At 36.0% G+C, this 23,544-nt stretch carries 26 protein-coding genes; 19 read left to right on the forward strand and 7 right to left on the reverse strand.

What is annotated here, in order from left to right:
- The first annotated feature begins 221 nt into the window (after positions 1 to 221).
- The 6 genes from rpmB to AC07UM_RS07830 all read left to right on the forward strand — a co-directional run bounded on the left by rpmB (position 222) and on the right by AC07UM_RS07830 (position 2,686).
- Positions 222 to 464 carry a 50S ribosomal protein L28 gene (gene rpmB, locus AC07UM_RS07805; RefSeq protein ID WP_002976757.1) on the forward strand — a complete coding sequence of 81 codons (243 nt, stop codon included), beginning with the start codon at positions 222 to 224 and terminating at the stop codon, positions 462 to 464.
- A 6-nt stretch (positions 465 to 470) separates the two neighbouring features.
- Entirely contained in the window at positions 471 to 653 is a 183-nt protein-coding gene (gene rpmG, locus AC07UM_RS07810) for a 50S ribosomal protein L33 (protein ID WP_027373683.1), read from the forward strand.
- Positions 654 to 673: 20 nt separating this feature from the next.
- Complete coding sequence (locus AC07UM_RS07815; protein ID WP_081989060.1) at positions 674 to 826, forward strand: DUF4295 family protein; 153 nt, start codon at positions 674 to 676, stop codon at positions 824 to 826.
- Between the two features lie 90 nt (positions 827 to 916).
- Positions 917 to 1,384 carry a RidA family protein gene (locus AC07UM_RS07820; RefSeq protein WP_494681956.1) on the forward strand — a complete coding sequence of 156 codons (468 nt, stop codon included), beginning with the start codon at positions 917 to 919 and terminating at the stop codon, positions 1,382 to 1,384.
- Positions 1,385 to 1,399: 15 nt separating this feature from the next.
- Positions 1,400 to 2,353: a signal recognition particle-docking protein FtsY gene (ftsY, locus tag AC07UM_RS07825; RefSeq protein ID WP_103234354.1), complete on the forward strand. Its 954-nt coding sequence runs from the start codon at positions 1,400 to 1,402 to the stop codon at positions 2,351 to 2,353.
- A gap of 72 nt (positions 2,354 to 2,425) precedes the next feature.
- Positions 2,426 to 2,686: a GlsB/YeaQ/YmgE family stress response membrane protein gene (locus AC07UM_RS07830; protein ID WP_103234353.1), complete on the forward strand. Its 261-nt coding sequence runs from the start codon at positions 2,426 to 2,428 to the stop codon at positions 2,684 to 2,686.
- A gap of 83 nt (positions 2,687 to 2,769) precedes the next feature.
- Here AC07UM_RS07830 and sppA read toward each other — a convergent pair whose 3' ends face one another.
- Positions 2,770 to 4,527, reverse strand: coding sequence for a signal peptide peptidase SppA (gene sppA, locus AC07UM_RS07835; protein ID WP_494681957.1), 1,758 nt, complete (start codon positions 4,525 to 4,527; stop codon positions 2,770 to 2,772).
- Between the two features lie 41 nt (positions 4,528 to 4,568).
- Here sppA and folK point away from each other — a divergent pair, with 41 nt between their 5' ends.
- The 6 genes from folK (at position 4,569) to fmt (ending at position 12,427) form a co-directional block, all read left to right on the forward strand.
- Positions 4,569 to 4,964: a 2-amino-4-hydroxy-6-hydroxymethyldihydropteridine diphosphokinase gene (gene folK / locus AC07UM_RS07840; RefSeq protein WP_494681958.1), complete on the forward strand. Its 396-nt coding sequence runs from the start codon at positions 4,569 to 4,571 to the stop codon at positions 4,962 to 4,964.
- A gap of 17 nt (positions 4,965 to 4,981) precedes the next feature.
- Entirely contained in the window at positions 4,982 to 6,097 is a 1,116-nt protein-coding gene (locus AC07UM_RS07845) for an OmpA family protein (protein WP_494681959.1), read from the forward strand.
- Positions 6,098 to 6,147: 50 nt separating this feature from the next.
- A complete protein-coding gene (locus AC07UM_RS07850; RefSeq protein WP_494681960.1) occupies positions 6,148 to 7,674 on the forward strand; it encodes an OmpA family protein in 1,527 nt (508 codons plus the stop codon).
- A gap of 212 nt (positions 7,675 to 7,886) precedes the next feature.
- Positions 7,887 to 9,323 (forward strand): OmpA family protein, encoded by a 1,437-nt coding sequence (locus tag AC07UM_RS07855; protein WP_236853130.1) that lies wholly within the window; start codon positions 7,887 to 7,889, stop codon positions 9,321 to 9,323.
- A gap of 78 nt (positions 9,324 to 9,401) precedes the next feature.
- Positions 9,402 to 11,309, forward strand: a complete 1,908-nt coding sequence (locus tag AC07UM_RS07860; RefSeq protein WP_494681961.1) for a RecQ family ATP-dependent DNA helicase — start codon at positions 9,402 to 9,404, stop codon at positions 11,307 to 11,309.
- Between the two features lie 167 nt (positions 11,310 to 11,476).
- Complete coding sequence (fmt, locus tag AC07UM_RS07865; RefSeq protein ID WP_494681962.1) at positions 11,477 to 12,427, forward strand: methionyl-tRNA formyltransferase; 951 nt, start codon at positions 11,477 to 11,479, stop codon at positions 12,425 to 12,427.
- A gap of 80 nt (positions 12,428 to 12,507) precedes the next feature.
- Here the strand turns inward: fmt and AC07UM_RS07870 are convergent, their stop codons facing one another.
- From AC07UM_RS07870 to AC07UM_RS07885, 4 genes are all read right to left on the reverse strand, one after another.
- On the reverse strand, positions 12,508 to 12,738 hold the full coding sequence (locus AC07UM_RS07870) for a hypothetical protein (RefSeq protein WP_494681963.1): 231 nt from the start codon (positions 12,736 to 12,738) through the stop codon (positions 12,508 to 12,510).
- Positions 12,739 to 12,816: 78 nt separating this feature from the next.
- Positions 12,817 to 13,089 (reverse strand): hypothetical protein, encoded by a 273-nt coding sequence (locus tag AC07UM_RS07875; protein WP_494681964.1) that lies wholly within the window; start codon positions 13,087 to 13,089, stop codon positions 12,817 to 12,819.
- Between the two features lie 102 nt (positions 13,090 to 13,191).
- Positions 13,192 to 14,313, reverse strand: a complete 1,122-nt coding sequence (gene ribB / locus AC07UM_RS07880) for a 3,4-dihydroxy-2-butanone-4-phosphate synthase (protein ID WP_494681965.1) — start codon at positions 14,311 to 14,313, stop codon at positions 13,192 to 13,194.
- A gap of 68 nt (positions 14,314 to 14,381) precedes the next feature.
- Complete coding sequence (locus AC07UM_RS07885; protein WP_494681966.1) at positions 14,382 to 15,386, reverse strand: LLM class flavin-dependent oxidoreductase; 1,005 nt, start codon at positions 15,384 to 15,386, stop codon at positions 14,382 to 14,384.
- A 186-nt stretch (positions 15,387 to 15,572) separates the two neighbouring features.
- On the opposite strand from AC07UM_RS07885, the gene AC07UM_RS07890 reads away from it, so the two are divergent.
- From AC07UM_RS07890 to AC07UM_RS07900, 3 genes are all read left to right on the forward strand, one after another.
- A complete protein-coding gene (locus AC07UM_RS07890) occupies positions 15,573 to 16,028 on the forward strand; it encodes a hypothetical protein (protein ID WP_494681967.1) in 456 nt (151 codons plus the stop codon).
- A complete protein-coding gene (locus AC07UM_RS07895; protein WP_494681968.1) occupies positions 16,029 to 16,466 on the forward strand; it encodes a hypothetical protein in 438 nt (145 codons plus the stop codon).
- A 160-nt stretch (positions 16,467 to 16,626) separates the two neighbouring features.
- Positions 16,627 to 17,475: a M12 family metallopeptidase gene (locus AC07UM_RS07900; RefSeq protein ID WP_494681969.1), complete on the forward strand. Its 849-nt coding sequence runs from the start codon at positions 16,627 to 16,629 to the stop codon at positions 17,473 to 17,475.
- 42 nt (positions 17,476 to 17,517) lie between these two features.
- Here AC07UM_RS07900 and AC07UM_RS07905 read toward each other — a convergent pair whose 3' ends face one another.
- Complete coding sequence (locus tag AC07UM_RS07905) at positions 17,518 to 19,644, reverse strand: helix-turn-helix domain-containing protein (RefSeq protein WP_494681970.1); 2,127 nt, start codon at positions 19,642 to 19,644, stop codon at positions 17,518 to 17,520.
- A gap of 83 nt (positions 19,645 to 19,727) precedes the next feature.
- Between AC07UM_RS07905 and AC07UM_RS07910 the strand changes: the two genes are divergently transcribed.
- Positions 19,728 to 20,180, forward strand: a complete 453-nt coding sequence (locus AC07UM_RS07910; RefSeq protein WP_494681971.1) for a hypothetical protein — start codon at positions 19,728 to 19,730, stop codon at positions 20,178 to 20,180.
- Between the two features lie 138 nt (positions 20,181 to 20,318).
- Here the strand turns inward: AC07UM_RS07910 and AC07UM_RS07915 are convergent, their stop codons facing one another.
- Positions 20,319 to 20,855 (reverse strand): gamma carbonic anhydrase family protein, encoded by a 537-nt coding sequence (locus tag AC07UM_RS07915; protein WP_103233477.1) that lies wholly within the window; start codon positions 20,853 to 20,855, stop codon positions 20,319 to 20,321.
- A 166-nt stretch (positions 20,856 to 21,021) separates the two neighbouring features.
- On the opposite strand from AC07UM_RS07915, the gene AC07UM_RS07920 reads away from it, so the two are divergent.
- Genes AC07UM_RS07920 through hemH form a run of 3 tightly spaced genes read left to right on the forward strand, consistent with a single transcriptional unit; the run spans position 21,022 to position 23,481 of the window.
- Entirely contained in the window at positions 21,022 to 21,900 is an 879-nt protein-coding gene (locus AC07UM_RS07920) for a NifU family protein (RefSeq protein WP_494681972.1), read from the forward strand.
- 10 nt (positions 21,901 to 21,910) lie between these two features.
- Positions 21,911 to 22,441, forward strand: a complete 531-nt coding sequence (locus AC07UM_RS07925) for an NADPH-dependent FMN reductase (RefSeq protein ID WP_494681973.1) — start codon at positions 21,911 to 21,913, stop codon at positions 22,439 to 22,441.
- Positions 22,442 to 22,452: 11 nt separating this feature from the next.
- Complete coding sequence (gene hemH / locus AC07UM_RS07930) at positions 22,453 to 23,481, forward strand: ferrochelatase (RefSeq protein ID WP_103233474.1); 1,029 nt, start codon at positions 22,453 to 22,455, stop codon at positions 23,479 to 23,481.
- Positions 23,482 to 23,544: the final 63 nt, after the last annotated feature.

A 23,544-nucleotide genomic window follows, 5' to 3' on the forward strand; every position in this document is an offset into this window, starting at 1 on the left:
TAAAATCAAAGATAGATTATTAAATTCTTTGCTTAAAAAAAAGCCTGTATGAAATATATCAGGACCCATTATCTGCTGTATCCCAAGGATTCTACTATTTTAAAAATTCAATATTATTAATCAGTTACTTATTTACAAATATTTTCCAAAAGATTTGTCTATCTAAAAAATTCTTCGTTATTTTGCACTCTCAAATATTATACAAATAAGAACATCGAGATATGTCAAGAATTTGCCAAATAACAGGAAAGCGTGCAATGGTTGGTAACAACGTTTCTCACGCTAATAACAAAACGAAGCGTCGTTTTGAAATTAACTTATTAGAGAAGAAGTTTTACCTTCCAGAGCAAGATAAGCACGTTACACTGAAAGTATCAGCTCATGGATTGAGAGTGATTAACAAGATTGGAATCGAGGAAGCTATTGAAAGAGCTACTAGAAACGGATTGATTAAAAAGAATTAATAAATCATGGCAAAAAAAGGAAATAGAGTTCAAGTAATCCTTGAATGTACAGAGCACAAAGAAAGCGGTATGCCAGGAATGTCTAGATACATTTCTACAAAAAATAAAAAGAACACTACAGAGAGATTGGAATTGAAAAAATACAATCCTGTTCTTAAGAGATCTACCCTTCACAAAGAAATTAAGTAATTTATAAATAATATCTTACCATGGCAAAGAAAGTAGTAGCAACCCTACAAAGCGGTCAGTCTAAAAAGATGACTAAAGTGGTGAAAATGACTAAGTCTTCTAAATCAGGAGCTTACGTTTTCGAAGAAAAAGTAATGAACGCTGACGAAGTAGACGGTTATTTGAAAAAATAATCAGTACTTTGTTTACAATATAAAAAAACTACTCATATTTTGGGTAGTTTTTTTGTTATCTTTGTTCACCAGATTATTAATCAGCAAAATATGAAAAAGATTCTTGTTCTGGCATGCACAGTAACTTTTCTATTTTCATTCAGTCAGAAAACGATGAGCCCTATAGAATATAAAAATTCTCCAAAAGTTTTCAACATAAAAGGACTGTCACAGTCGGTAAGTATCGACTGCGGAAGCTCCAAAATGATCTTATTGTCTGGGCAGGTGCCTCTGGATACTGAAGGCAACATAGTGGGAAATACCATAGAGGAACAAACCCATCAGGTTTTCAAAAACATTGAAAACATATTGAAAGAATATGGAGGTACCGGGAAAGATATTATTAAATTGGGAATCTTCACCACAGACATCCAAAAAACACCTGATTTTAGAAAAGTCAGGGATTTGTATGTCAATATCCAGAACCCTCCCGTAAGCAGCCTTGTAGAGGTGAGCAGACTCTTCAGAGACGATGTGTTTATAGAAGTAGAAGCTACAGCAGTGATTAAAAATAAATAAGAATAAACTAAAACTATGAGTTGGTTTAAAAATATTTTCAAAAAGGAAGAAAAAGAAACCTTAGATAAGGGATTGGAAAAATCCAGTCAGGGATTCTTTGAAAAAATGACGAAAGCCGTAGTCGGCAAAAGTAAAGTAGATGATGAAGTACTTGATGATCTGGAAGAAATACTGATTGCTTCTGATGTAGGTGCCTCTACCACTATCAAAATCATAGAAAGAATTGAAGAACGTGTTTCAAGAGATAAATATGTAGGAGTAAACGAGCTGGATAGCATTCTTCGTGAAGAAATCTCAGGACTGCTTCTTGAAAACCCTCATGCCAGTACAGGAAACATCGACACTTCAAAGAAACCCTATGTCATTATGGTAGTAGGGGTGAATGGTGTTGGAAAAACAACGACTATCGGAAAACTGGCCCACCAGTTCAAATCAGAAGGTAAGAAAGTAGTTCTTGGAGCTGCTGATACCTTTAGAGCTGCTGCGGTAGATCAACTTGTTATCTGGAGTGAAAGAGTGGGTGTTCCTATTGTAAAACAGGAAATGGGATCTGATCCTGCTTCTGTAGCATTTGACACCGTGCAGAGTGCTGTAGCCCAAAATGCGGATGTGGTCATCATCGATACAGCAGGAAGGCTTCACAACAAGATCAACCTGATGAACGAACTTTCTAAGATCAAAAGAGTCATGCAGAAAGTGATACCTGATGCTCCTCATGAGATCCTACTGGTTCTTGATGGTTCTACAGGACAGAATGCATTCGAGCAGGCAAAACAATTTACAGCAGCAACGGAAGTGAATGCTTTAGCAGTAACAAAATTGGACGGAACAGCAAAAGGAGGTGTTGTGATTGGGATCTCTGATCAGTTCCAAATTCCAGTTAAATATATTGGTGTAGGCGAAAAAATGCAGGATCTACAGCTCTTTAATGGTACGGAATTTGTAGACTCATTCTTCAAGAAAAGATGATTTATATCATGTTTTCCCTTATATTAGCAAACGAATCATTTTTAAATATTAACAATAAAAAAATTTGCAACTATGGGAATACTAACATGGATCTTATTCGGTCTTATTGCTGGTGCAATCGCTAAAATGATCATGCCCGGAACTCAGGGAGGAGGATGGCTAATCACTATTATCCTGGGAATCCTGGGAGCCTTTGTAGGAGGAGCTATTGGAGTTTACGTTCTACACTGGGGTGATGTCTCTTCATTCTGGAATCCGAGAAGCTGGATTCTTTCAATTGGAGGAGCTTTAATCATCCTCTGGATTTACGGAATGGCTACCAAAAAAAGCTGATATCAAATATCAATGTTGATAAAAAAATAAAATCCCGGGTCTGAAATTCAGATCCGGGATTTTCGTGTACAATATAAATTTAGTTAGTTGTTGATTCTAATCTGATAAGGCATTTCCATCTTCACCTCAGACTGTAATTTTTTGTCTGTGATTTGCTGTAAAATCTCGTAGTTGGATTTACCTATTTTATTTTTAATAATTCTGGCAGAAACATCCTCTTCGTTAAGATCTTTGAAGATTTGCTCGAAAGGCGACATTCTCTTAGGGAAAGCATCTACCTGGTAAGATTTCAATCCTGCCTTCTGTGCAGCAAACTTCACAGCATCGTTCAGCGTACCCAATTCGTCTACCAAACCAATCTGTTTCGCACGAACTCCGCTCCATACTCTACCTCCTCCTACATTATCAATCTGCTCGAAAGTCTTCTTTCTGTTTTGAGTCACAAAATGTACAAATCTCTTATAAGTACCTTCTACACTTCTGGTCATCATATTCACCCCATAAGGAGTCACTCCGTTTAGCCCTGAATAATACATAGAGTTCGCATTCGTAGCAACAATATCTGCACGGATTCCGTTTTTACTCGCAATATCTTTATAATAAGGCATTACCCCAAATACTCCGATAGAACCGGTAAGCGTATTTGGCTCTGAATAAATCTTATCAGCCGCCATTGCCACATAATATCCACCTGAAGCGGCGTAGTCTCCAAAAGAAACTACTAATGGCTTTTTCTTTTTCAGCTGCTGCAATTCAAATAAAATTTCATCCGAAGCATTAGCACTTCCCCCTGGAGAATTGATTCTGAAAACGACCGCTTTCACCTTATCATCGTCCTGAAGTTTTTTGATATACTTCACATATTTTTCAGAATGAATATCATTATACTCATCTCCATTGTTGATAGATCCTGAAGCATACAATACAGCTACTTTTTCACCCGATTTATCTTCGTCAGCATAAGAGCTGATATAGCTTGTCAGAGAAATTTTATTAAGCTTTTCTTTTTCTTTCAAACTCAATTTCGACTTAATAAGATCTTCATATTCCGATTTCTGAATAAGTTTATCTGCAAGTCTGTATTTTAATCCCTGCTCAGGAATCATTCCATATAAGCTGTCTGTAATTGTTCTGAACTGAGCGGTATCAATTTTTCTTGAAGCTGCTATTTTATTCGATGTATTTTTCCAAAGATCATTCAAAAGAGTACTTAGCTGCTCTTTATTTTCCGGGGAAATATCATTTCTTAAAAAAGGTTCTACCGCAGACTTGAATTTACCGTGACGGATCACTTCAATCCCGATACCATATTTATCAGCAAAATCCTTAAAGAATGTAACCTCAGTAGAAAGACCTTTCAATTCGATTCCTCCTGCCGGGTGCAGATAATATTTGTCGGCCACAGATCCTAAGTAATAAGCTGATTGTGAGACTCCGTTTCCGTAAGCATACACAAACTTTCCGCTTTTCTTAAAATCTTCAATAGCATTTCTAAGATCATCGATCTGAGTAAGCCCGGCATTCAAATTATCCGCCTCAATACTAATTCCTTTAATATTATCATCGGTTTTAGCTTTATTAATAGCTTCCAATGCATCATATAATAGAATACTTTTATTTTGGGAACTTATACCAAACAACCCCATCTGTTCTTCAGTAGGACTATCGATTATATTTGTTTTTAAATTAATCGTAAGAACCGAGTTCTTTTTCACTGCTGCCGACTTATCATTTCCCATAGAACTGAACACAAGCACCGTAATGAAAAAGATGAAAAATAGAGCGCAAAGTATGATAATTGCTACTATATTTGCCAAAACGTTTTTAAAGAAACTTCTCATAAATCAATCAATTTTCTAATATGTCGCAGCATAAGGTCGTTTTGTTACTAGGAAGTAACTTAGGAGAGCAAAAAAAAAATATAGAGCTTGCATTAAAGAAGATCAATGAAGCAGGAAATCACATTTCACAAATCAGCGAATATTTAATGTCTGATCCTGTAGAATTTGTCAGTTCCAATATTTTTTGTAATATTGCAGCAATAATATTCACACATCTCTCACCAATTCAACTGCTTGATTGTATTAAGAATATAGAAGTTGAGATGGGAAGAATTAATGATTCAAAAGTCTCCGGAGGATATACCGACAGGACCATAGACATTGATATCATTAAGTATAATGAATTAATTTTTAAATCAGAAAGATTAGAAATCCCTCATAAAAAACATCTTTTTGAACGGGATTTTTCCAGAATATTATTAAAAGATTTTATTTAAAACATAAAACATATTGTATGAAATTAGGTTTATTATTATTGGCTACGACATTGCCAATTGCAGCTTTCGCACAGAACAGCAGCACTACAGTAAACTCTTCCACAGAGTATCCTAATACATTCTCCTCAGGTTCCGCTAATGTACAAACCTTTGACAATAAAGCCAGGCGTTTCAGAGACTGGTCTATTTCTGTTGGAGGAGGTCCTGCATTTATGGTTCACTCCGATTTAAAATCTATCCGCAAGGATAAGATCAATTGGGGGTATAATGCTTACGTAAGTGTAGATAAGCAAATTACCCATGCATTCGCTCTAAGCGTTATGTATATGAGAGGAGAAACGAAACAAACAGCACAACTTCCCGGTGCTGCAGGAGTAAAATCAGGAATTGCTACGGCAACCACCCAGTTTGATAATATCTCTCTATTAGGAGATATTAACTTTTCAAACTTATTCAGAAGAGTAGACAATCATTCTCCATACAGATGGGCATTCCATGGTTATATGGGAATTGGTGTTCAGGGATTCAGAACGTCATTACATGACAATGATGAATTCAGATGGAGTACAACTCCTAGAAGAGCTCCTTTATTCATTAAGCAGGATATCGATATCAATTCTATCTTCTATCAGGGAGGTTTAGGAATCAAATACAACGTTTCTAAACTTATTGATGTTGAAGCAAGAACAATGTACATTATCAGTGGTGATGATGAATTCGATGGCGGCGGATGGGCAGATCCTAATGACTATGATCCTTCTACTCCAGGTTCAAAATATAATATGCTAAATCCTAGAAGATCAGATAATGCATGGACAGTAAGTTTAGGTCTATCTTTCAAATTAGGAAAACAGCTATCTCACCTTGCATGGCATGATCCGCTTCAGGAAGCTTACTATAGAACCAGCGTTCTTGAAAATGCATCTACAGACCTTGTTGTTTGTGAAAAAGGTGATGCAGACAATGATGGAGTATGTGATGACTGGGACAGACAGCTTGATACTCCTGCAGGAGCAAGAGTAGATGGTGCCGGAGTTGCTTTGGATATGGACCTTGACGGAGTTATTGATCTTTATGATAAATGCGTAACCGTTCCAGGACCTGTTGAAAATAACGGTTGTCCTACCAAATAATTAAGAAGCTTAAAATTGCTTTTTCAAAAGAAATCAAATAATAATACACGATGAAATTAAGTTTAGCAATTGTTGCATTTGCTTTGGCTATTCCTTCTGCCACTTATGCACAAGACTCAACTGCAGATTCTGGTGGAAAATACCCTAATACATTTTCTTCAGGATCTGCGAATGTTTCCCCATTTACCAATCAATCAAAAAGATTTAATGACTGGTCTGTTTCAGTGGGAGCGGGTGTTCCGCTTCTTCAATCTGCAGATTTAACTTCTATCAAGAATGGTAATGGTAAAAACCTTTTTGGATATTCTGCTTATGTAAGTATCGATAAAGCAATTTCACATGCTTTCGGAATCAACTTGCAGTATGACAGAGGTGAAACCAGACAAGGATGGTTCAATAGTAAAGATGCAGCACCTGATGCATCTGCAGTAGCTGGAAGAACTCAATATGATGCCATCTCCATTTTAGGAGATATCAACTTTTCTAATTTATTAAGAAGAGTTGACAACCACTCTACTTACAGATGGGCTCTTCATGGATATGCAGGTATCGGTACTATCGCTTACAGAGCATACCAGAAAGACATCAACGGGCAAAGATTGATGACTGAAGTGAAGCCTTTCCAATTTGGTTCAATGTTTATGCAGGCTGGTACAGGTCTGAAGTTCAAAGTAAACAGAAGAATCGATATTGAAGGTAGATTAATGTATGTGATAACCGGTGATGATGAATTTGATGGCGGCGGGGATAAATACAGCGCGATCAACAAACGTTCTGAGCAGGTTTCTGACAATTTCTTCAATGCTACTTTGGGACTTTCTTTCAAACTAGGAAAACATGAGTCTCATGTAATGTGGCATGACCCACTTCAGGAAATCTATTACAAACTGGATGTACTGGCTAATAAAAACCAGGATATCGAAGTATGTAAAAAAGGAGATGCTGATAACGACGGAGTTTGTGACGATTGGGACAGACAACTTGATACTCCTGCAGGAGCAAGAGTGGATGGTGCCGGAGTCGCACTTGATACCGACTTAGATGGTGTGATTGATCTTTACGATAAATGTGTAACTGTTCCCGGACCTGTTGAAAACAACGGATGTCCTATCGTTAAAAAAGATAACAAAGAGACTGCTGTAGAAGTAGAAAAAACTCTTAAAGATATTTACTTCAATTTTAATAAAGCGACTATCAGACCTGAATCTAACGAAAAATTGGATCTGGCTGCTTCAATTATTAAAGAAAACGGAGGTAACTATCTGTTAACAGGACATACTGATATCAAAGGTAATGCTGCTTACAACCTAAGACTATCTAAAGAAAGAGCTGCTGCTGTAGTAGGAGCTTTAGAAAGCAGAGGAATCAATGAAAATATACTGAAGTCAAAAGGGGTAGGTTCTGCAGAAGCGACTGTCCCGGCATCAGCTTCAGATGCTGAGAGATTAGCAGACAGAAAAGTTACAGTAAGATTTATAGAAAGCTCAGAATGGGATTCAATCAAAAAGAAAGACTATGAAGATGCGCCTGTAAAGAAATCAGTAAAAAAGGTTCCGGCTAAGAAAAAGAAGAAATAATTCTTATAAATACATCCTAACCGAAAAGAAACATTCTTTTCGGTTTATTTTTTTTCTACTCCGAATTTTTTTACATATCTTTAACATTATTTTTAGGATGCCTTTTAGAAACACATTAAGAATCAACGAGTTCATCTTGAAAAAAATTAACACAAAAGCGTTTTTTAACGTAAAAATTCATTTAAAATAACTTAACTTAAAAAAATAACACTATGAAATTAAGTTTAGCAATTGTAGCATTTGCTTTGGCAATTCCTTCTGCCACTTATGCACAAGACTCAACGGCAGTTTCAAAAGGACAGTATCCTAATACATTTTCTTCGGGATCTGCTAATGTTTCCCCATTTACCAATCAGTCTAAGAGATTCAACGACTGGGCTATTTCCGCAGGGGTTGGAGTTCCACTTCTTCAATCTGCAGATTTAACTTCTATCAAAAATGGTAATGGTAAAAACCTTTTTGGATATTCTGCCTATGTAAGTATCGATAAAGCAATTACACATGCTTTCGGAATCAACTTACAGTATGACAGAGGTGAAACCAGACAAGGATGGTTTAATAGTAAAGATGCAGCACCTGATGCATCTGCAGTAGCTGGAAGAACTCAATATGACGCTATCTCCATTTTAGGAGATATCAACTTTTCTAATTTATTAAGAAGAGTTGACAACCACTCTACTTACAGATGGGCTCTTCATGGATATGCAGGTATCGGTACTATCGCTTACAGAGCATACCAGAAAGACATCAACGGGCAAAGATTGATGACTGAAGTGAAGCCTTTCCAATTAGGTTCAATGTTTATGCAGGCTGGTACAGGTCTGAAATTCAAAGTAAACAGAAGAATCGATATTGAAGGTAGATTAATGTATGTCGTAACCGGTGATGATGAATTTGATGGAGGTGGTGATGCTTACAGTGCGATCAACAAACGTTCTGAGCAGGTTTCTGACAACTTCTTCAATGCGACTTTAGGGGTTTCCCTAAAACTAGGAAAACATGAATCACACGTAATGTGGCATGATCCACTTCAGGAAATCTATTACAAACTGGATGTACTGGCTAATAAAAACCAGGATATCGAAGTATGTAAAAAAGGTGATGCTGATAACGACGGAGTTTGCGACGATTGGGACAGACAACTTGATACTCCTGCAGGAGCAAGAGTGGATGGTGCCGGAGTCGCACTTGATACCGACTTAGATGGTGTAATCGATCTTTACGATAAGTGTGTAACTGTTCCTGGACCTGTTGAAAACAACGGATGTCCTATAGCTACAACAGGACCTGTAGTAGAAACAGAAACTAAATTGGAAGGAATCGAGTTTGACTTAAATTCTGACAGAATTCTACCTTCAAATACTCCAATCCTAAACAATGCTGTAAACTATATTAATTCTTCAAATGGTTCTTACAGCGTAATCGGTGCTACTGATACAAGAGGTACGGACGCTTACAACCAGAAACTATCTGAAAGAAGAGCAAATAACGTTAAGAGCTACCTGATCAAAAATGGTGTTCAAAACGGTAAACTACAGGCAGTAGGAAAAGGTGAAAAAGATCTTAAATACCCTGAATGTGAACCAGCAACGAAGTGCCCTGAATGGAAAAACAGAGCTAACAGACGAGTATATTTCGAAGCTAAATAATAAGCTTATTAATTTATTATATAAAAGTCACGCACTGCGTGGCTTTTTTTGTCATCATACTTTTCTTATTTTTACAACATGATTTCTCCACAGGATTTTCAAAAGCTAAAATATGATACCCTAAAATATTTCTGGGGGTATACCGAATTCAGGGACTCTCAGGAGGAAATCATTAATGCTGTTATCAATGAAAAAGATACACTGGTTCTTTTACCCACAGGAGCAGGAAAGTCTTTGTGTTATCAGCTACCCGCTTTACTGAAAGAAGGAACCTGCCTTGTAATTTCTCCGTTGCTGGCATTGATGAAAGATCAGGTAAATCAGCTTAAATTCCGTGGAATAGAAGCAGAATACCTTTCATCTGAGCTTGATGAATATGATGCTGAAACCATTTATGGCCGCTGCAAAGAAGGGCTCACAAAACTACTGTATGTTTCTCCTGAAAGACTTACCAATAGCCAGTTTATCCAAAACATGGAGGAAATTCAGTTATCATTTATTGCAGTAGATGAAGCTCACTGTATTTCAGAATGGGGCCAGGATTTCAGACCAAGCTATCAGAATATTAAAAGATTCAGAAGTAATAATCCTGAAATACCATGTCTTGCTTTGACAGCGACTGCAACGCCAAAAGTCCTGGAAGAAATCAAAAATAAACTGGAACTGAAGAAACCTTCTGTCTTTCAAAAAAGTTTCAAAAGAGAGAATATCAAAATCTTTACTGATGAAGTATCTGATAAATTTCAACGCGTATTTGATATTTTAAAATATAGTAATGATTCCGGTATCGTATATGCGAGAACCAGAAAAGAAACTGAATTGCTGGCAGAATTCCTGAAGAAAAATCAGGTAAAAAATGTAGATTATTTTCACGCAGGTTTAACAACGAAAGAGAAAAATGCTAAACAGAATCTTTGGAACAAGAGTGACAATCATGTTCTGATTTCTACCAATGCCTTTGGAATGGGTATTGACAAAGATAATGTACGGTTTGTCATACACTATTCACCCGCGGCCTCTATAGAAAACTACTATCAGGAAATAGGAAGGGCCGGAAGAGATGGGAAAGACAGTTTTGCCTTTATGCTTTGGAACAAGCAGGAACTTCTGAATTTTGATCAGGTTTTAAAAAACCAAACTCCGAATAAAGCAGAGTTTTTAAAGATCATCAGCTACCTCTACTCTATCTTTCAGGTTGCAGAATTTGAGCTTCCTGAAAAAACCTTTCAGCTGAATACCATTGGTATACAGAATTTTACCAAACTTTCGAAAGCAAAAATCAACAATATCCTCAATTTTCTGCACAATCAGGAAATCATCTATTACAATGAAAATAAAAGCTTGTCCTCATTGGAGCTTTTTATAAAATCTGATGAAATAGATCAATTACCACAAAAGGATGCTTATTTCTTAGAGCTTCTTTTCCGTTCTATATCTGGAATCACTACCCATAAAGTAATGTTCAGTGAACAGCAGGTAAGCAACAAAATCAATGTCAGTGTCCCTTTGATTAAGGAACGCCTGAAAGAGCTGCAGCAAAAAAATTACCTCGAGTATATTGATGGTGCACTTTCAAGCATAAAGTTCCTGAAACCTCGTGATGAAAGGGCTGTGAGTAATGTTTACTGGAAATTATTTGAACATATTCAGCGAAATAAAATCCTCAAATGGGAAGAGATGAAATTTTACGCAGAAAACAATGACTATTGTAAAATGAAACTCATTCTTGCCTATTTTGGCGAAAAAAATTCAAAAAACTGTGGTCAGTGTTCTGTTTGTGAAAAAAATAAACAGTCTATGTTTGGTAAGAACATTTCTCTGCAAATTATTAATTTATTGACGAAAAAGGCGGCAACAATTGAAGAGCTTTCTATACAGCTGAGTTATCATTCTAAAGAAAACATCTTAGAAAACCTTATCTTTCTTCTCGATTCCGGAAAGGTAAAAATGCTCAATTTCAGGACATATGCAATTAATCATGAATAATGAGCACTCAATAATGAGTATAAGTTTGTTGATATAATGCAACATCTTATTACAGATGATTTATCACTTATATATTAAATCCGATACATCGAACTACTCTACTATTCATAATTGAAAAGCTGCTTTCCGTTGTTTTCAGCTATTAACGAAAACCCTATCTTTGCAGTATGAAATCATTGAAAGTCGTTTTTTTAGGGACTCCAGAGTTTGCAAAAACTTCTTTGGAAGCCATTCATCAATCTCACCATCAGGTGGTAGGAGTTGTGACTGTAGCTGATAAAGCAAGTGGCCGCGGGCAAAAGATTCACCAATCACAGGTAAAAGTGTATGCAGATGAAAACAATATTCCCGTTTTCCAGCCAGAAAAACTTAGAAATCCCGATTTTTTGGAAGAACTAAGAAAACTGGATGCTGATGTTTTTGTAGTAGTTGCATTCAGAATGATGCCTAAAATTCTTTTTGAAATGCCTAAAATGGGTACATTCAATCTTCATGCCTCTTTATTACCGGATTACAGAGGAGCTGCACCCATCAACTATGCCGTAATCAATGGAGAGGAAAAAACGGGCGCAACAACCTTCTTTATTAATGAAAAAATTGATGAAGGAAATATCCTTCTTCAGCAGGAGCTGGAAATTTTACCTGATGAAAATGCAGGAAGTCTTCACGACAGACTGATGGAAATGGGTTCAGGATTGGTCGTTAGGACATTAAATGGCCTTGCCGAAAATACGATTGATGAGAAACATCAGCCGCAAGTAGAGCACCCTAAAAACGCTTATAAAATATTTAAGGAAGATACCAAAATCAATTGGCACGCCCCTTCAAAAACAGTTCATCAGTTTATCCTGGGAATGTCGCCTTATCCTGCCGCTTTCACGACTTTAAAAATAGAGAGCGAAGAAAAAGGATTAAAAATATTCGCTGGTAAGTTTGAAATTTCTGATCACGGAAAACCAGCTGGAACCTTGGATATTTCAAAGAACGAATTTAAAATCTACACTGAAGATGGAATTTATTATCCACAGGAACTTCAGTTGGAAGGTAAAAAAAGAATGATGGTAAAAGATTTTCTGAACGGTTTCCGAAACTTTGATGAAATAACGTTAAAAAATTAAGGAGAACTTATATACAGTCAACAAAAGTCACAAAAGGTTTATTATAAACAGTTTGTGACTTTTGTAGTTTATAAAAAGTACTAGCTTTTACTTACCATTTTCTTCCTGATTCTACTGATAAATTCAGGAGTTACACCCAGATAAGCTGCAATCTGAATATTGGTCAGCCGATGTGCTGTTTTCGGATAGGCCTTCAAAAATTCAATATACCTTTCCTCTGACGATTTACTTAAATTATCAATGATTCTTCTTTGTAATGCTATGATTGACATCTGAAACTTAAGCCTCATCAGTCTTTCGATCTCAGGCATTTCGGAATAAAGCTTTTCTTTATCTGTTTTCGAAATCAGAAGAATCTCACTATCCTCAAGAGCCTGGATAGTAAGTTTTTAGGGTATACTGTTGATAAAACTGTCAATATCGGAGATCCACCAGTTTTCAGTTCCAAAATATAATATCTGTTCGGATGCATTATGATTGGTATGGAAGACTTTAAAGCAGCCACTGACTACAAATCCTTCAAAGTCACCTATCTCTCCTTCTTTCAAAAGGAAATCTTTTTTCTTTAGTTTCTTAAGGGTAAAAGCATTGCAATAATTATCGAGCTTTTCATCTGAAATTTCTATGTATTCTCTAATATGCTTTTTTAAAGACTCTGTCATAGTTTAAAAATAAAAAAAGGTTTAGAAAAATCCCAAACCTTTTATTTTATATTGTAAACAGCCATTTTTCGTGAATTAAATTCACAGCTGATTATTCATTAATTACAATTGTACCAGCTCTGTAACCTCTACATCATATCCTCCAACCTGAGGTTTGATATTTGGGTTTTGAGTGATTACTTTGAACTTATTGATTCCTAAATTCTTTAAGATCTGCGTTCCAATTCCATAATCTCTGTAATTGTATGCTAACGTAGGATGCTGTTCCTGCCCGTCCTGATAATTAAGGAACTGCTGAAGCTTTCTCAAAGTATTTTCAGAATTAGAAACGTTATTGATAAAAATAATAGCTCCTTTCCCAGCCTCATTTACCATTCCTGTTACTTTTTCCAATAATGGTTTTTCCCCATTATTCAATCTTGTCAATACATCGAAATAAGAATCTGAAGACTGTACTCTTACCAAAACAGCCTCATCCACTGTCCATGAACCTTTTGTAAGGGCAAAGTGGATCTGGTCATTGGAAGTTTCTCTGAAAGCATAAAAATCAAACTCACCGTAGTGCGTTTTTACTTTTTTCTCTTCAAGCCTCTCAACAAGATTTCCTTTTTTAAGCTGATAATGAATCAGATCTTCAATAGATACAATTTTCATATCATGCTTTTGAGCCAATGCATGCAATTCAGGCAGACGTGACATGGTACCATCTTCATTCATGATCTCACAGATCACTCCTCCTTCTTTCAGACCTGCTAAATTCGTAAGGTCAATCGCTGCTTCTGTGTGTCCAGCTCTTTTCAATACTCCTCCCTTTCTTGCACGAAGCGGGAAAATGTGGCCAGGTCTCATAAAATCTGTAGGCTTGGATTCTTCATCCATCAGCGCTAAAATTGTTTTGGCTCTGTCTCCAGCAGAAATTCCGGTAGATGTTCCGTTTCCTAAAAGGTCAACTGATACGGTGAAAGCTGTTTCTTTAGGATCGCTGCTTCTGCTTACCATCACTTCAAGTCCTAGCTCATCACATCTTTTTTCAGGAAGCGGCATACAGATCAACCCTCTTCCATAAAGTGCCATAAAATTGATAATTTCCGGCGTTGTCAGTTCTGCTGCGCAAAGAAAATCTCCTTCATTTTCTCTGTCTTCATCATCTACTACTATGATTATTTTACCATTTCTAAGGTCTTCTATAGCCTCTGGAATAGTATTTAATTTAATATCGGACATTTTTACTTTTTATTTTTGCAAAGATACTCATAAAAATAAGCATCTGCCAATTAATTCTGAATGGTTTATTACGCTTTGGATAATGAGTTGGCTGCCTCTCTGAATATCTCGTAAGACCTCAATCTTTTCTGATGATCGTAAATATGCGAATTGATCATCAGCTCATCCACCTGGAATCTTTCCTGGAAATCTTTAAGTTTTTCCTTTACTTCTTCCTGATTTCCGATAAAAGTATATCTTAATTTTTGCAAAACCATCGACTTTTCCATTGGTGACCAGATTTCATCCATATCATCAACCGGCGGAGCAAATGGCTTTCTGTCATTTCTTACAATATTGATGAATGCCTGAAATAAAGTAGTGGAGATTTTATGAGCTTCTTCCGAAGTTTCAGCAGCAACACCATTTATACAAGCAATGATATAAGGTTTATCCAAATATTTTGACGGTTCAAAATGCTCTCTGTATATTTTAAAAGCCATTTCCATCTGCTCCGGAGCAAAATGCCCGGCAAAAGCATATGGCAAACCAAGTTCCGCAGCAAGCCACGCACTGTCTGTACTTGATCCCAGAATATAAATCGGAACATCCAGCCCTTCCCCGGGAATAGCACGAACCATGGCGTCTGAATTTTCCTTTGAGAAATATCTTTGTAGTTCGAGGATCTGTCTTGGAAACTGTTCATTGATAATAGCCGGGTTTCTCCCTAATGCCTGAGCCGTTAATCCATCTGTTCCGGGAGCTCTTCCTACTCCTAGATCAATTCTTCCAGGGAAAAGAGATTCCAGAGTACCGAACTGTTCTGCAATAATTAGAGAACTGTGGTTGGGAAGCATAATTCCTCCTGAACCTACTCTGATTTTTTTTGTTCCGTTGGCGATGAAACCGATTAAAACAGAGGTTGCTGAACTGGCAATACTTTCCATATTGTGGTGCTCTGCCAGCCAGAATCTTTTATAGTCTAGGTTTTCAGCGTGATTAGCTAATGATAAGCTGTCCTGAAAGGTATCATGAATGCTTTTATCCTGCTTTACCGGTGCAAGATCTAAAACAGAAATTTCAAAATTTTTCATATTGAGATGTTAATTTTCTTTGGTCTCAAAAAACCAAACAAATTTAAAACATAAATTCTGCATTAGTTACTTTTTGTAATTAATAAAACCGATCGATCAGTTCAGGGAAAAACTATGGGAATAAAATTTTTGTTTACTTGATTTTACTTATAAGATTTTGGGTAAATTGCAGTATTATTCAAGGACATGAAAACAAAAATAATGTATCTCGAAAACAAATCCTTCGGTCATCATGGCCCTGCATGGATTGGTTTTGTAGAATTTTCAAAATCAGGGCAAACCGTTTATTTTAATGGCAAGGCACTCAAAAAGCTAAAAAGGCCAGGAATCAATGCTAATCATTTTGATATAGAAACTGGAGAAGAATATTGGGTATCCGGTATTAAGAAAAATGGTCAGAACAGGCATCAATTCGGCGGTGGAAAAATTATGATTGATAAAAACTCCATGGATGACTATCTGAAACTGGTAGACTTTAGCAATATCGATGAAAAGTACTTTGAAATTGTTGAGTTTTCCAAAACAGATAAAAATATATTTAATGAGATAGAAAATACAGAAACTGAATTCAGAGACGAAAGTTATCGGGCTACTTTTTACGATAACAATCGAAGAAAATTAATTTTAGATATTGAACTTTAAATGAAAAATATTTATTTACTTCTTTTTTCATTTCTTTTAATAAGTTGTTCTTTCAACGAATTCTATAAAGACAGAGAATCTGACAAAACAGATGGTGAAAAGATTCCAATAAAATTTTATTGGGAACTCCGATATGGAAACAATCCTGATGATATTTATAAGTTATTTGGTGAGAAGTTTTTTGAAGTGACTGATAAAGAAAAACTTGTAAAACTTATGAATATGGTCAATGAGATTGGTCCTGTTGAAGAATATAATCTCGACAAATGGGAAACGATGGTTGTAAAAGGAAGCAATGCGCGAAGTCAATACTTCTTCACGTATAATGTAAAAAGAGGAACTAAAAAAACAGAAGAATCTTTTACTTTAGAAAAAAATAAAGAAGGAGATATAAAAATCGTTGGTTACAGAGTCAATCAGGATCTGCTAAACGAATAAAAATAAAAAAGGGTTTGAAAATATTCAAACCCTTTTTTATTTTACCCACACGAAGTTTTAAATTAAACAATTATCATATAAAAGTTTTTTTTAACATTAATAATTCATCATAAAGAGAAATATTTACTATATTCGTATACCAAATCTTAAAATTTTTAATATGAACAAAAAACCAAACAGTCTGCTTTACCGGCAGATGCTGACAGGAAAAACTATCTTTATGAGTTTTATTATTGCTGCAACATTCGTGTCGTGTAGTAAAAATAATGAGGAAATCACCTCTGAAGCTCAAGCCGATGCCACCAATATTGAAAACTTTAAAAAAGGGCAATTGAACGGCCAGGAAATTACTTATGAACGAAAAAACGGACTGAATTTCTTCCAGGGAGATATGGTCATTTCTGACAAACAGCTGTCAGAAGGCAGCGAGCTCAATAAAGGGGGTGCCAGTTTTTCAAGGTGGCCCGGAGGAAAAATTTATTATACAGTCGCCAGTAATATGGGTTCTATTAATGCCAACAAAATCACAAGCGCCGTTAATGAATATAACTCCAAGACCAATACTCAATGGATTCCCCGTACCAATCAGACCAATTATGTAGAATTTATTTTCGGAAGTTCATCCGGATCAGATGGCTGGGCTCATATCGGGTATCAGGGAGGAAAGCAGAATGTCTCGTTGGATCAGTATATTTCTGTAGGATCAGTCATTCATGAAATGGGGCATAGCGTAGGTCTTTATCATGAGCATACCCGAAAAGACAGGGATCAGTATGTGAAAATCCTGTGGAACAATATTCAAGATGGGCAGGCATATAATTTCAACATCTATAATTCCGGAACGGATATAGGTCCTTTTAATATCAATTCTGTGATGATGTATTGGCCGACTTCTTATTCCAAAAACGGACAGCCTACTATTACGAGAGCCAACAACACGAGCTTCACCTATAATAGAACCGGCTTTACAACCGGGGATATCAACACGATCAATGCAATGTATCCTTAGTTTTTAAGTTTAAGAATAATCCTATAAAAAAGAAAAGAACTCTTATGAGTTCTTTTCTTTTTTATAATTATAATGATTGATCAAAATCCTTATTTCATTAAATTCAAAATGACTTGGCAAGGCATTCTTCCACTCCGTGAGGGTTTCGCGCGGGTTTTTGTAGAATTCATCTTCAAAAGCTTTGATCTTATCTGAAGTAATAACTCTTGAAATATCCAGCAATCCCTGTTCTGCAAATTTGGCAAGATGTCCAATGACCGTTTCTTTCACCAACCCTCTTTCCAAGGCTATTTCTCCAATGGTTTTTCCTTGTTCAAATAACTGAAAAGTTAAAACCTGAGACGGAACTTTAGCTATTTTCAGATTGATTTCTTTATCATTTTTCTCTTCTAAAAGTTTCGTTTCAAGAAGGTAAATATCTCTTAAACTGTTCAGATATTCTTCAATATCTTCCAGCCAGTTTTTGAATTCTTCGTTATATTGTTTTAACCCTTTTGCTCCTTTTATTTCAGCATAAAATTCTTTCAAAGGATCGAAAATTTTATTTCTGGTTTCTGTAAAAAAGAAATTAACAGCTCCTTTTGATTTGCTCTCAATCTCAGACCATTCTTCTTTTTGTTCAATAAAATTATTGACTTTCTGAAAAATGATACGCTCCAGCTTTTCAAATATTTTCCCGAGGTTTACAGCCTCATGTTTCAATTGCTGGTAAAGCTGTTTGGTTTTAACATGATCAATATTCTTGGTCACAATCGAAAGATTGTTCCATTCTTCCACTTCTTTTAAAAACCATACACAGTCCAGCGTACGAAGTACTTTTCTGATACTGTAGTCATATTTTTCCTGATTCAGAATCGCTTCAACATGGTCGTTGGCAATCGTATCCGTATGGAAATGTAAAATTCTATTGTCTTTGAAAATAACTTCAGGAGTAATTTTTGATTTTAAAACAATCCCTTCTAACGTTCTGCAACGGGATAGTGCCACATATACCTGACCGGCAGTAAAACTTTTTCCGGCATCAATAATGACTTTATCAAATGTCAATCCCTGGCTTTTGTGGATAGTAACTGCCCAGGCCAGTTTTATTGGAAACTGTTCAAAGCTGCCAAGAACTTCTTCCTGAATATTTTTATCTGTGTCCAGAAAATATTTTTTCTGTTCCCAGGTTTCTCTTTTGACAATAATTTCATTTTCACTTTCATCCAGTACTACACGGATTTCATTTTCATCCAATCCAATGACCTCCCCTAGTTTTCCGTTAAAATATTTCTTTTCTCCGGAAATATCATTTCGGATAAACATCACCTGTGCTCCTATTTTCAATTCCAGAAACTGTTCGTTGGGAAACTGATTTTCTTTAAAGTCTCCTACAAGTTTAGCTTCATAGGTCTGAGCATCAACTTTTATCTCCGTCAATTTTTCCTGGTTGATCTCATCCGCCATTTTGTTATGAGAACAGAGATAGACATAAGACTCCTTCCCCATATTAAAATCAGGATCATACCTTTCATTAAGATGGTTAAAATCTATATTATTCACATCTCCATCACGGATGGCATTCAGAATTTCCAGAAATTGTTCGTCAGACTGTCTGTAGACTTTCGTCAGTTCAATCGTAACAATCGGAATCTCCTTAATGGCATGGCTGTCAAAAAAGAAGGGTGAATTGTAATACATTTTCAGAATATGCTCATCTCTCACCACTGGCGGAAGCTGATATAAATCTCCGATAAACAGCATCTGTACGCCACCAAATCTTTGATTATTCCTTCTGATAAACCTCAAAGAAAAATCCATCATATCAAGAACATCAGCCCTCAACATCGAAACCTCATCGATGATAATAATCTCAACCTCTCTAAGAAGTTTGAGTTTATCCTTACGGTATTTGAAATGGGGCATCAGATCGGCAATATTATTAGCCAAACTGGTATCTATCCTTTCTGTAGTAGGAAGAAAGGTTCTCAACGGCAGTCCAAACATGGAATGAATCGTAACTCCTCCCGCATTGATCGCAGCGATCCCTGTGGGAGCTACTACAATATGTTTTTTCTTCGTACGTCTTACAAAATCATTAAGAAATGTCGTTTTTCCTGTTCCGGCTTTCCCGGTCAAAAAAACGCTTCTGTTGGTATATTCTATTAAGTCAAAAAAATGATTGTTCATCGTCGTCAAAAATACGGAAATGAATTTGAATTTCTTACCTTGGCATAAGTTTTGAAAATTCTTAAAAAGAAATAAAGTTTATTGTGAAAAAATTATTACTACTTTTCCCTGCAATAGTATTATGTACTACACTATCTCTGATTTCCTGCAATACATCAAAGAATGCCAACACCAATCTTCCGATTGATATTGCCGATAGACCTGCCGATGAAGATAGCCAGAAATATGATCAGGCGCAGCTCGATAAATTAAAAGCTTCTATTGAGTCTGAGGTCTCAGGAGAAAAGTGTACAGATGCTGGTGAATGGACATTTGCTCCAATGGGGGCGAAATCCTGCGGCGGACCTCAGCAATATATTGCTTATCCCAAAAAGATAGAAGCTACTTTCTTACCGAGAGTCAACGACTATACGGATAAAATAAAGGCTTTCAATCAAAAATATAATATTATGTCTGACTGTGTCATGATTACCCCTCCAACCTCTTTAAAATGTATCAATGGAAAGATAAAACTTATCACACCAGATCCTAACTAACAATACTGCAAAGGTTCTCTATCAAATCGAAAAAAGCTCCGTCTCAGGACGGAGCTTTTTATATGGATGAAAGCCAATTTTGAATTTTGCTTCAAAAGCGTAAAAAATTGACAAACGAGTTGATTATTCAATAAGAGACTACAATTGATGGTCTTTTACATTTTCTTTATACCATGACGAATATTTCACATAATTATCCGCAATTCTGTTCACTTCTCCTTCTAATAACTGTGCATTGATATCTTTAATTTTTTTTGCCGGAACTCCCCCCCAGACTTCACCGGATTTGATATGTGTTCCCTGAGTGACTACCGAACCTGCTCCTACAATAGAATTTTCTTCGACCAAACAATCGTCCATTACAATAGCTCCCATCCCAATCAGTACATTATCTTTAATGGTACATCCATGAACAATCGCGTTATGTCCGATAGAAACATTATTTCCTATATTCAAAGGGTATTTCTGGTAGGTACAGTGCAGCATCGCATTATCCTGAACGTTTACCTTATCACCCATTTTGATATAATTAACATCGCCTCTGATTACTGCATTATACCAAACGCTGCAATCTTTTCCCATTACAACATCACCAATAATGGTTGCCGTTTCTGCTAAAAAGGTATTCTCTCCAATCTGTGGTGCTTTTCCTAAAAGTTCTTTTATAAGTGCCATAATATTAATTTGAAAATTTGAAAATATGCCAATTTGAAAATGATGATTGCTGCCTTATAATTTCTAGTATCTACCTTCTAAATTATAGCGATAGCAAAAATCTAACTCTCAATTTTCAGCTTCTAACTTCTAATGCGTATTTTTGTATCTCAAATTTAACGAAAAAATGCGTACCGTACTTATAGAACCAACCGAAAACCCGAAAGTGATGAAATTTGTTACTGATTACAATCTCATCCCCGGCTCTTTGGAGTTGGACAGAAATTCAGATGTTTCAGAAATTCCTTTAGCACAGGAGCTTTTCAATTATCCGTTTGTGGAAAGAATTTTCATTACGGCTAATTTTATAGCTGTTGCAAAACAAGATACCATAGAATGGGAACATGTTGCTCAAAGTCTGAAAAATGTGATTGAAGACGAATTATTGGCCAACCCAAGAATTTATCTTCAAAAGAAAAAAGAAATGTATCAGATCTATGCTGAGATGACACCCAATCCAAATGTAATGAAGTTTGTTTCAAGCAAGTTACTAATGGAAGGTTTCGTGGAGGTAAAATCCAGAGATGCAGCTGAGGAAGTTCCTTTAGCACAAGCTATTTTTAAAGAGTTTGATTTTGCAACGGAAGTTTTCATTTCTGATAATTTTGTAGCAGTTTCAAGAAATAATTCTGTAGAATGGCACCAGGTAATGATGGCTGTTCGTGGTCTGATTGCGGAATATCTTCAAAACGGAGGTGAAATTTCAAAAGCAGAACCTCAGAAACATGAAAACCCTGTTGAAAAGATTATCAACAGAGATTATACGGAAGATGAGCAGAAAATTTCTGACATTTTAAATGAATATGTGGCTCCTGCCGTGGAAAATGATGGAGGAAAAATTTCTCTGATGGAATATGACCAGGAAAATAAAACTGCAAAAATGCTTCTACAGGGTGCATGCTCGGGCTGCCCAAGTTCTACAGCTACTTTGAAAAACGGAATTGAAAATATTTTAAAGCAATTCGTTCCGGATTTAGTAGAAAGAGTAGAGGCTGTAAACGGATAAAACAGTTGAAATGCCTCCCGAAAAAAAAGTTGTTGTCATTATTGGAAGTGCTTCAGAGAATTCCAGCAATCAGAAACTGATAGAACAGGTCCTGGAAAAGATGAATACTATAGATTTTCAATTGTATGAAGATCTTTCTGTTCTTCCCCATTTTGATACTGCTTTAACGGATTGTAATACTCCGGATAAAGTTCTGAAAATCAGAGAAGACATTCAAAATTCATCGGGAGTTATATTCTCCACTCCGGAATATATTTTTAGTATTCCGGGCAGGTTGAAAAATCTTTTGGAATGGTGTGTTTCCACAACAATTTTTTCTGAAAAGCCTGTGGCTGTAATTACCGCTTCGGCCAATGGAGAAAAAGGACACGAAGAGTTGTTATTAATTTTAAAAACTCTGGGAGCTGTAACAGATGATAAACATCAGACATTAATAAAAGGGATAAAAGGCAAATTTGATAGCAATGGCTTAATGGAAAGTAATACCTTTGCTAAAGTATCAAAATTAGTAACAGATTTTACAACTTCTGTTCATAATTAAAAATTAGAATATTGAATAAGAAAGGAATTTTACTGGTAAACCTCGGATCACCGAGATCTACTGCTGTAAACGACGTAAAGGAATATCTTGATGAATTTTTGATGGACGAAAAAGTGATTGATTACCGTTGGATCTTTCGCGCTCTTCTCGTACAGGGAATTATCCTGAAAACAAGACCTGCAAAATCTGCAGAAGCCTATAAAACGGTTTGGACAGATGAAGGTTCTCCACTGATTGTCATCACTGAAAAAATTCAGAAAAAACTTCAAAAACTGGTAGATGTTCCCGTAGAAATCGGAATGAGATATGCGCAACCGAGTATTGAAGCTGGTATTCAGAAACTGGTAGATCAGGGGGTTACTGAAATCGTTCTTTTTCCTTTATATCCTCAATATGCCATGAGTACAACGGAAACGGTGATTGAAAAGGCAGAAGAAGTAAGGAAAAAGAAGTTTCCAAAGGTAAAGATCAATTATATTCAGCCTTTCTACAACAGAGATATTTATATCAATTGTCTGGCAGAAAGTATTAAGGAAAAACTTCCTGAAAATTTTGATGCCCTTCAGTTTTCTTATCATGGAGTTCCGGAAAGACATATTTATAAGACAGATCCTACAAAAACCTGTAATCTTAATGACTGCTGTTCCAGAGATGACAATCCAAGCCATCAGTTCTGCTATCGTCATCAATGTTATAAAACCACACAGCGTGTGATTGAAAAGTTGAACTTGCCTAAAGAAAAAACAATTGTTTCTTTCCAGTCAAGATTAGGAAAAGATAAATGGATTGAACCTTATACTGACGAAACCTTGGAATCAATTGGTAAAAATGGGGTGAAAAACCTGGCTATTGTATGCCCGGCATTTGTTTCTGACTGTCTTGAGACTTTAGAAGAAATTTCTGTAGAAGGTAAAGAGCAGTTTATGCATGGTGGTGGTGAAAGTTTCCACTATATTCCATGTCTGAATGATGAAGACAGATGGATTGATGTTGTAAAAATACTCTGTGAAGAAAAACTGAATGATTTCTATTTGGTTTAATTCACATGAGTCAAAATATACAAAAGGCCGCAAGTAATTCTTGTGGCCTTTTTAGTGAAATAT

It is taken from the genome of Chryseobacterium sp. GW821-FHT04C04, assembly GCF_059420365.1.

What these genes read in the sequence shown, in the direction of transcription:
- AC07UM_RS07875 (WP_494681964.1), bottom strand. Translation starts at nt 13,089, where the DNA reads ATGACAGAGTCTTTAAAAAAGCATATTAGAGAATACATAGAAATTTCA.
- AC07UM_RS07820 (WP_494681956.1), top strand. Translation starts at nt 917, where the DNA reads ATGAAAAAGATTCTTGTTCTGGCATGCACAGTAACTTTTCTATTTTCA.
- AC07UM_RS07870 (WP_494681963.1), bottom strand. Translation starts at nt 12,738, where the DNA reads ATGCCTGAGATCGAAAGACTGATGAGGCTTAAGTTTCAGATGTCAATC.
- sppA (WP_494681957.1), bottom strand. Translation starts at nt 4,527, where the DNA reads ATGAGAAGTTTCTTTAAAAACGTTTTGGCAAATATAGTAGCAATTATC.
- ftsY (WP_103234354.1), top strand. Translation starts at nt 1,400, where the DNA reads ATGAGTTGGTTTAAAAATATTTTCAAAAAGGAAGAAAAAGAAACCTTA.
- AC07UM_RS07890 (WP_494681967.1), top strand. Translation starts at nt 15,573, where the DNA reads ATGAAAACAAAAATAATGTATCTCGAAAACAAATCCTTCGGTCATCAT.
- ribB (WP_494681965.1), bottom strand. Translation starts at nt 14,313, where the DNA reads ATGTCCGATATTAAATTAAATACTATTCCAGAGGCTATAGAAGACCTT.
- AC07UM_RS07925 (WP_494681973.1), top strand. Translation starts at nt 21,911, where the DNA reads ATGCCTCCCGAAAAAAAAGTTGTTGTCATTATTGGAAGTGCTTCAGAG.
- AC07UM_RS07855 (WP_236853130.1), top strand. Translation starts at nt 7,887, where the DNA reads ATGAAATTAAGTTTAGCAATTGTAGCATTTGCTTTGGCAATTCCTTCT.
- rpmB (WP_002976757.1), top strand. Translation starts at nt 222, where the DNA reads ATGTCAAGAATTTGCCAAATAACAGGAAAGCGTGCAATGGTTGGTAAC.
- AC07UM_RS07885 (WP_494681966.1), bottom strand. Translation starts at nt 15,386, where the DNA reads ATGAAAAATTTTGAAATTTCTGTTTTAGATCTTGCACCGGTAAAGCAG.
- AC07UM_RS07815 (WP_081989060.1), top strand. Translation starts at nt 674, where the DNA reads ATGGCAAAGAAAGTAGTAGCAACCCTACAAAGCGGTCAGTCTAAAAAG.
- AC07UM_RS07905 (WP_494681970.1), bottom strand. Translation starts at nt 19,644, where the DNA reads ATGAACAATCATTTTTTTGACTTAATAGAATATACCAACAGAAGCGTT.
- AC07UM_RS07850 (WP_494681960.1), top strand. Translation starts at nt 6,148, where the DNA reads ATGAAATTAAGTTTAGCAATTGTTGCATTTGCTTTGGCTATTCCTTCT.
- AC07UM_RS07860 (WP_494681961.1), top strand. Translation starts at nt 9,402, where the DNA reads ATGATTTCTCCACAGGATTTTCAAAAGCTAAAATATGATACCCTAAAA.
- AC07UM_RS07845 (WP_494681959.1), top strand. Translation starts at nt 4,982, where the DNA reads ATGAAATTAGGTTTATTATTATTGGCTACGACATTGCCAATTGCAGCT.
- AC07UM_RS07900 (WP_494681969.1), top strand. Translation starts at nt 16,627, where the DNA reads ATGAACAAAAAACCAAACAGTCTGCTTTACCGGCAGATGCTGACAGGA.
- fmt (WP_494681962.1), top strand. Translation starts at nt 11,477, where the DNA reads ATGAAATCATTGAAAGTCGTTTTTTTAGGGACTCCAGAGTTTGCAAAA.
- AC07UM_RS07895 (WP_494681968.1), top strand. Translation starts at nt 16,029, where the DNA reads ATGAAAAATATTTATTTACTTCTTTTTTCATTTCTTTTAATAAGTTGT.
- rpmG (WP_027373683.1), top strand. Translation starts at nt 471, where the DNA reads ATGGCAAAAAAAGGAAATAGAGTTCAAGTAATCCTTGAATGTACAGAG.
- AC07UM_RS07915 (WP_103233477.1), bottom strand. Translation starts at nt 20,855, where the DNA reads ATGGCACTTATAAAAGAACTTTTAGGAAAAGCACCACAGATTGGAGAG.
- AC07UM_RS07830 (WP_103234353.1), top strand. Translation starts at nt 2,426, where the DNA reads ATGGGAATACTAACATGGATCTTATTCGGTCTTATTGCTGGTGCAATC.
- AC07UM_RS07920 (WP_494681972.1), top strand. Translation starts at nt 21,022, where the DNA reads ATGCGTACCGTACTTATAGAACCAACCGAAAACCCGAAAGTGATGAAA.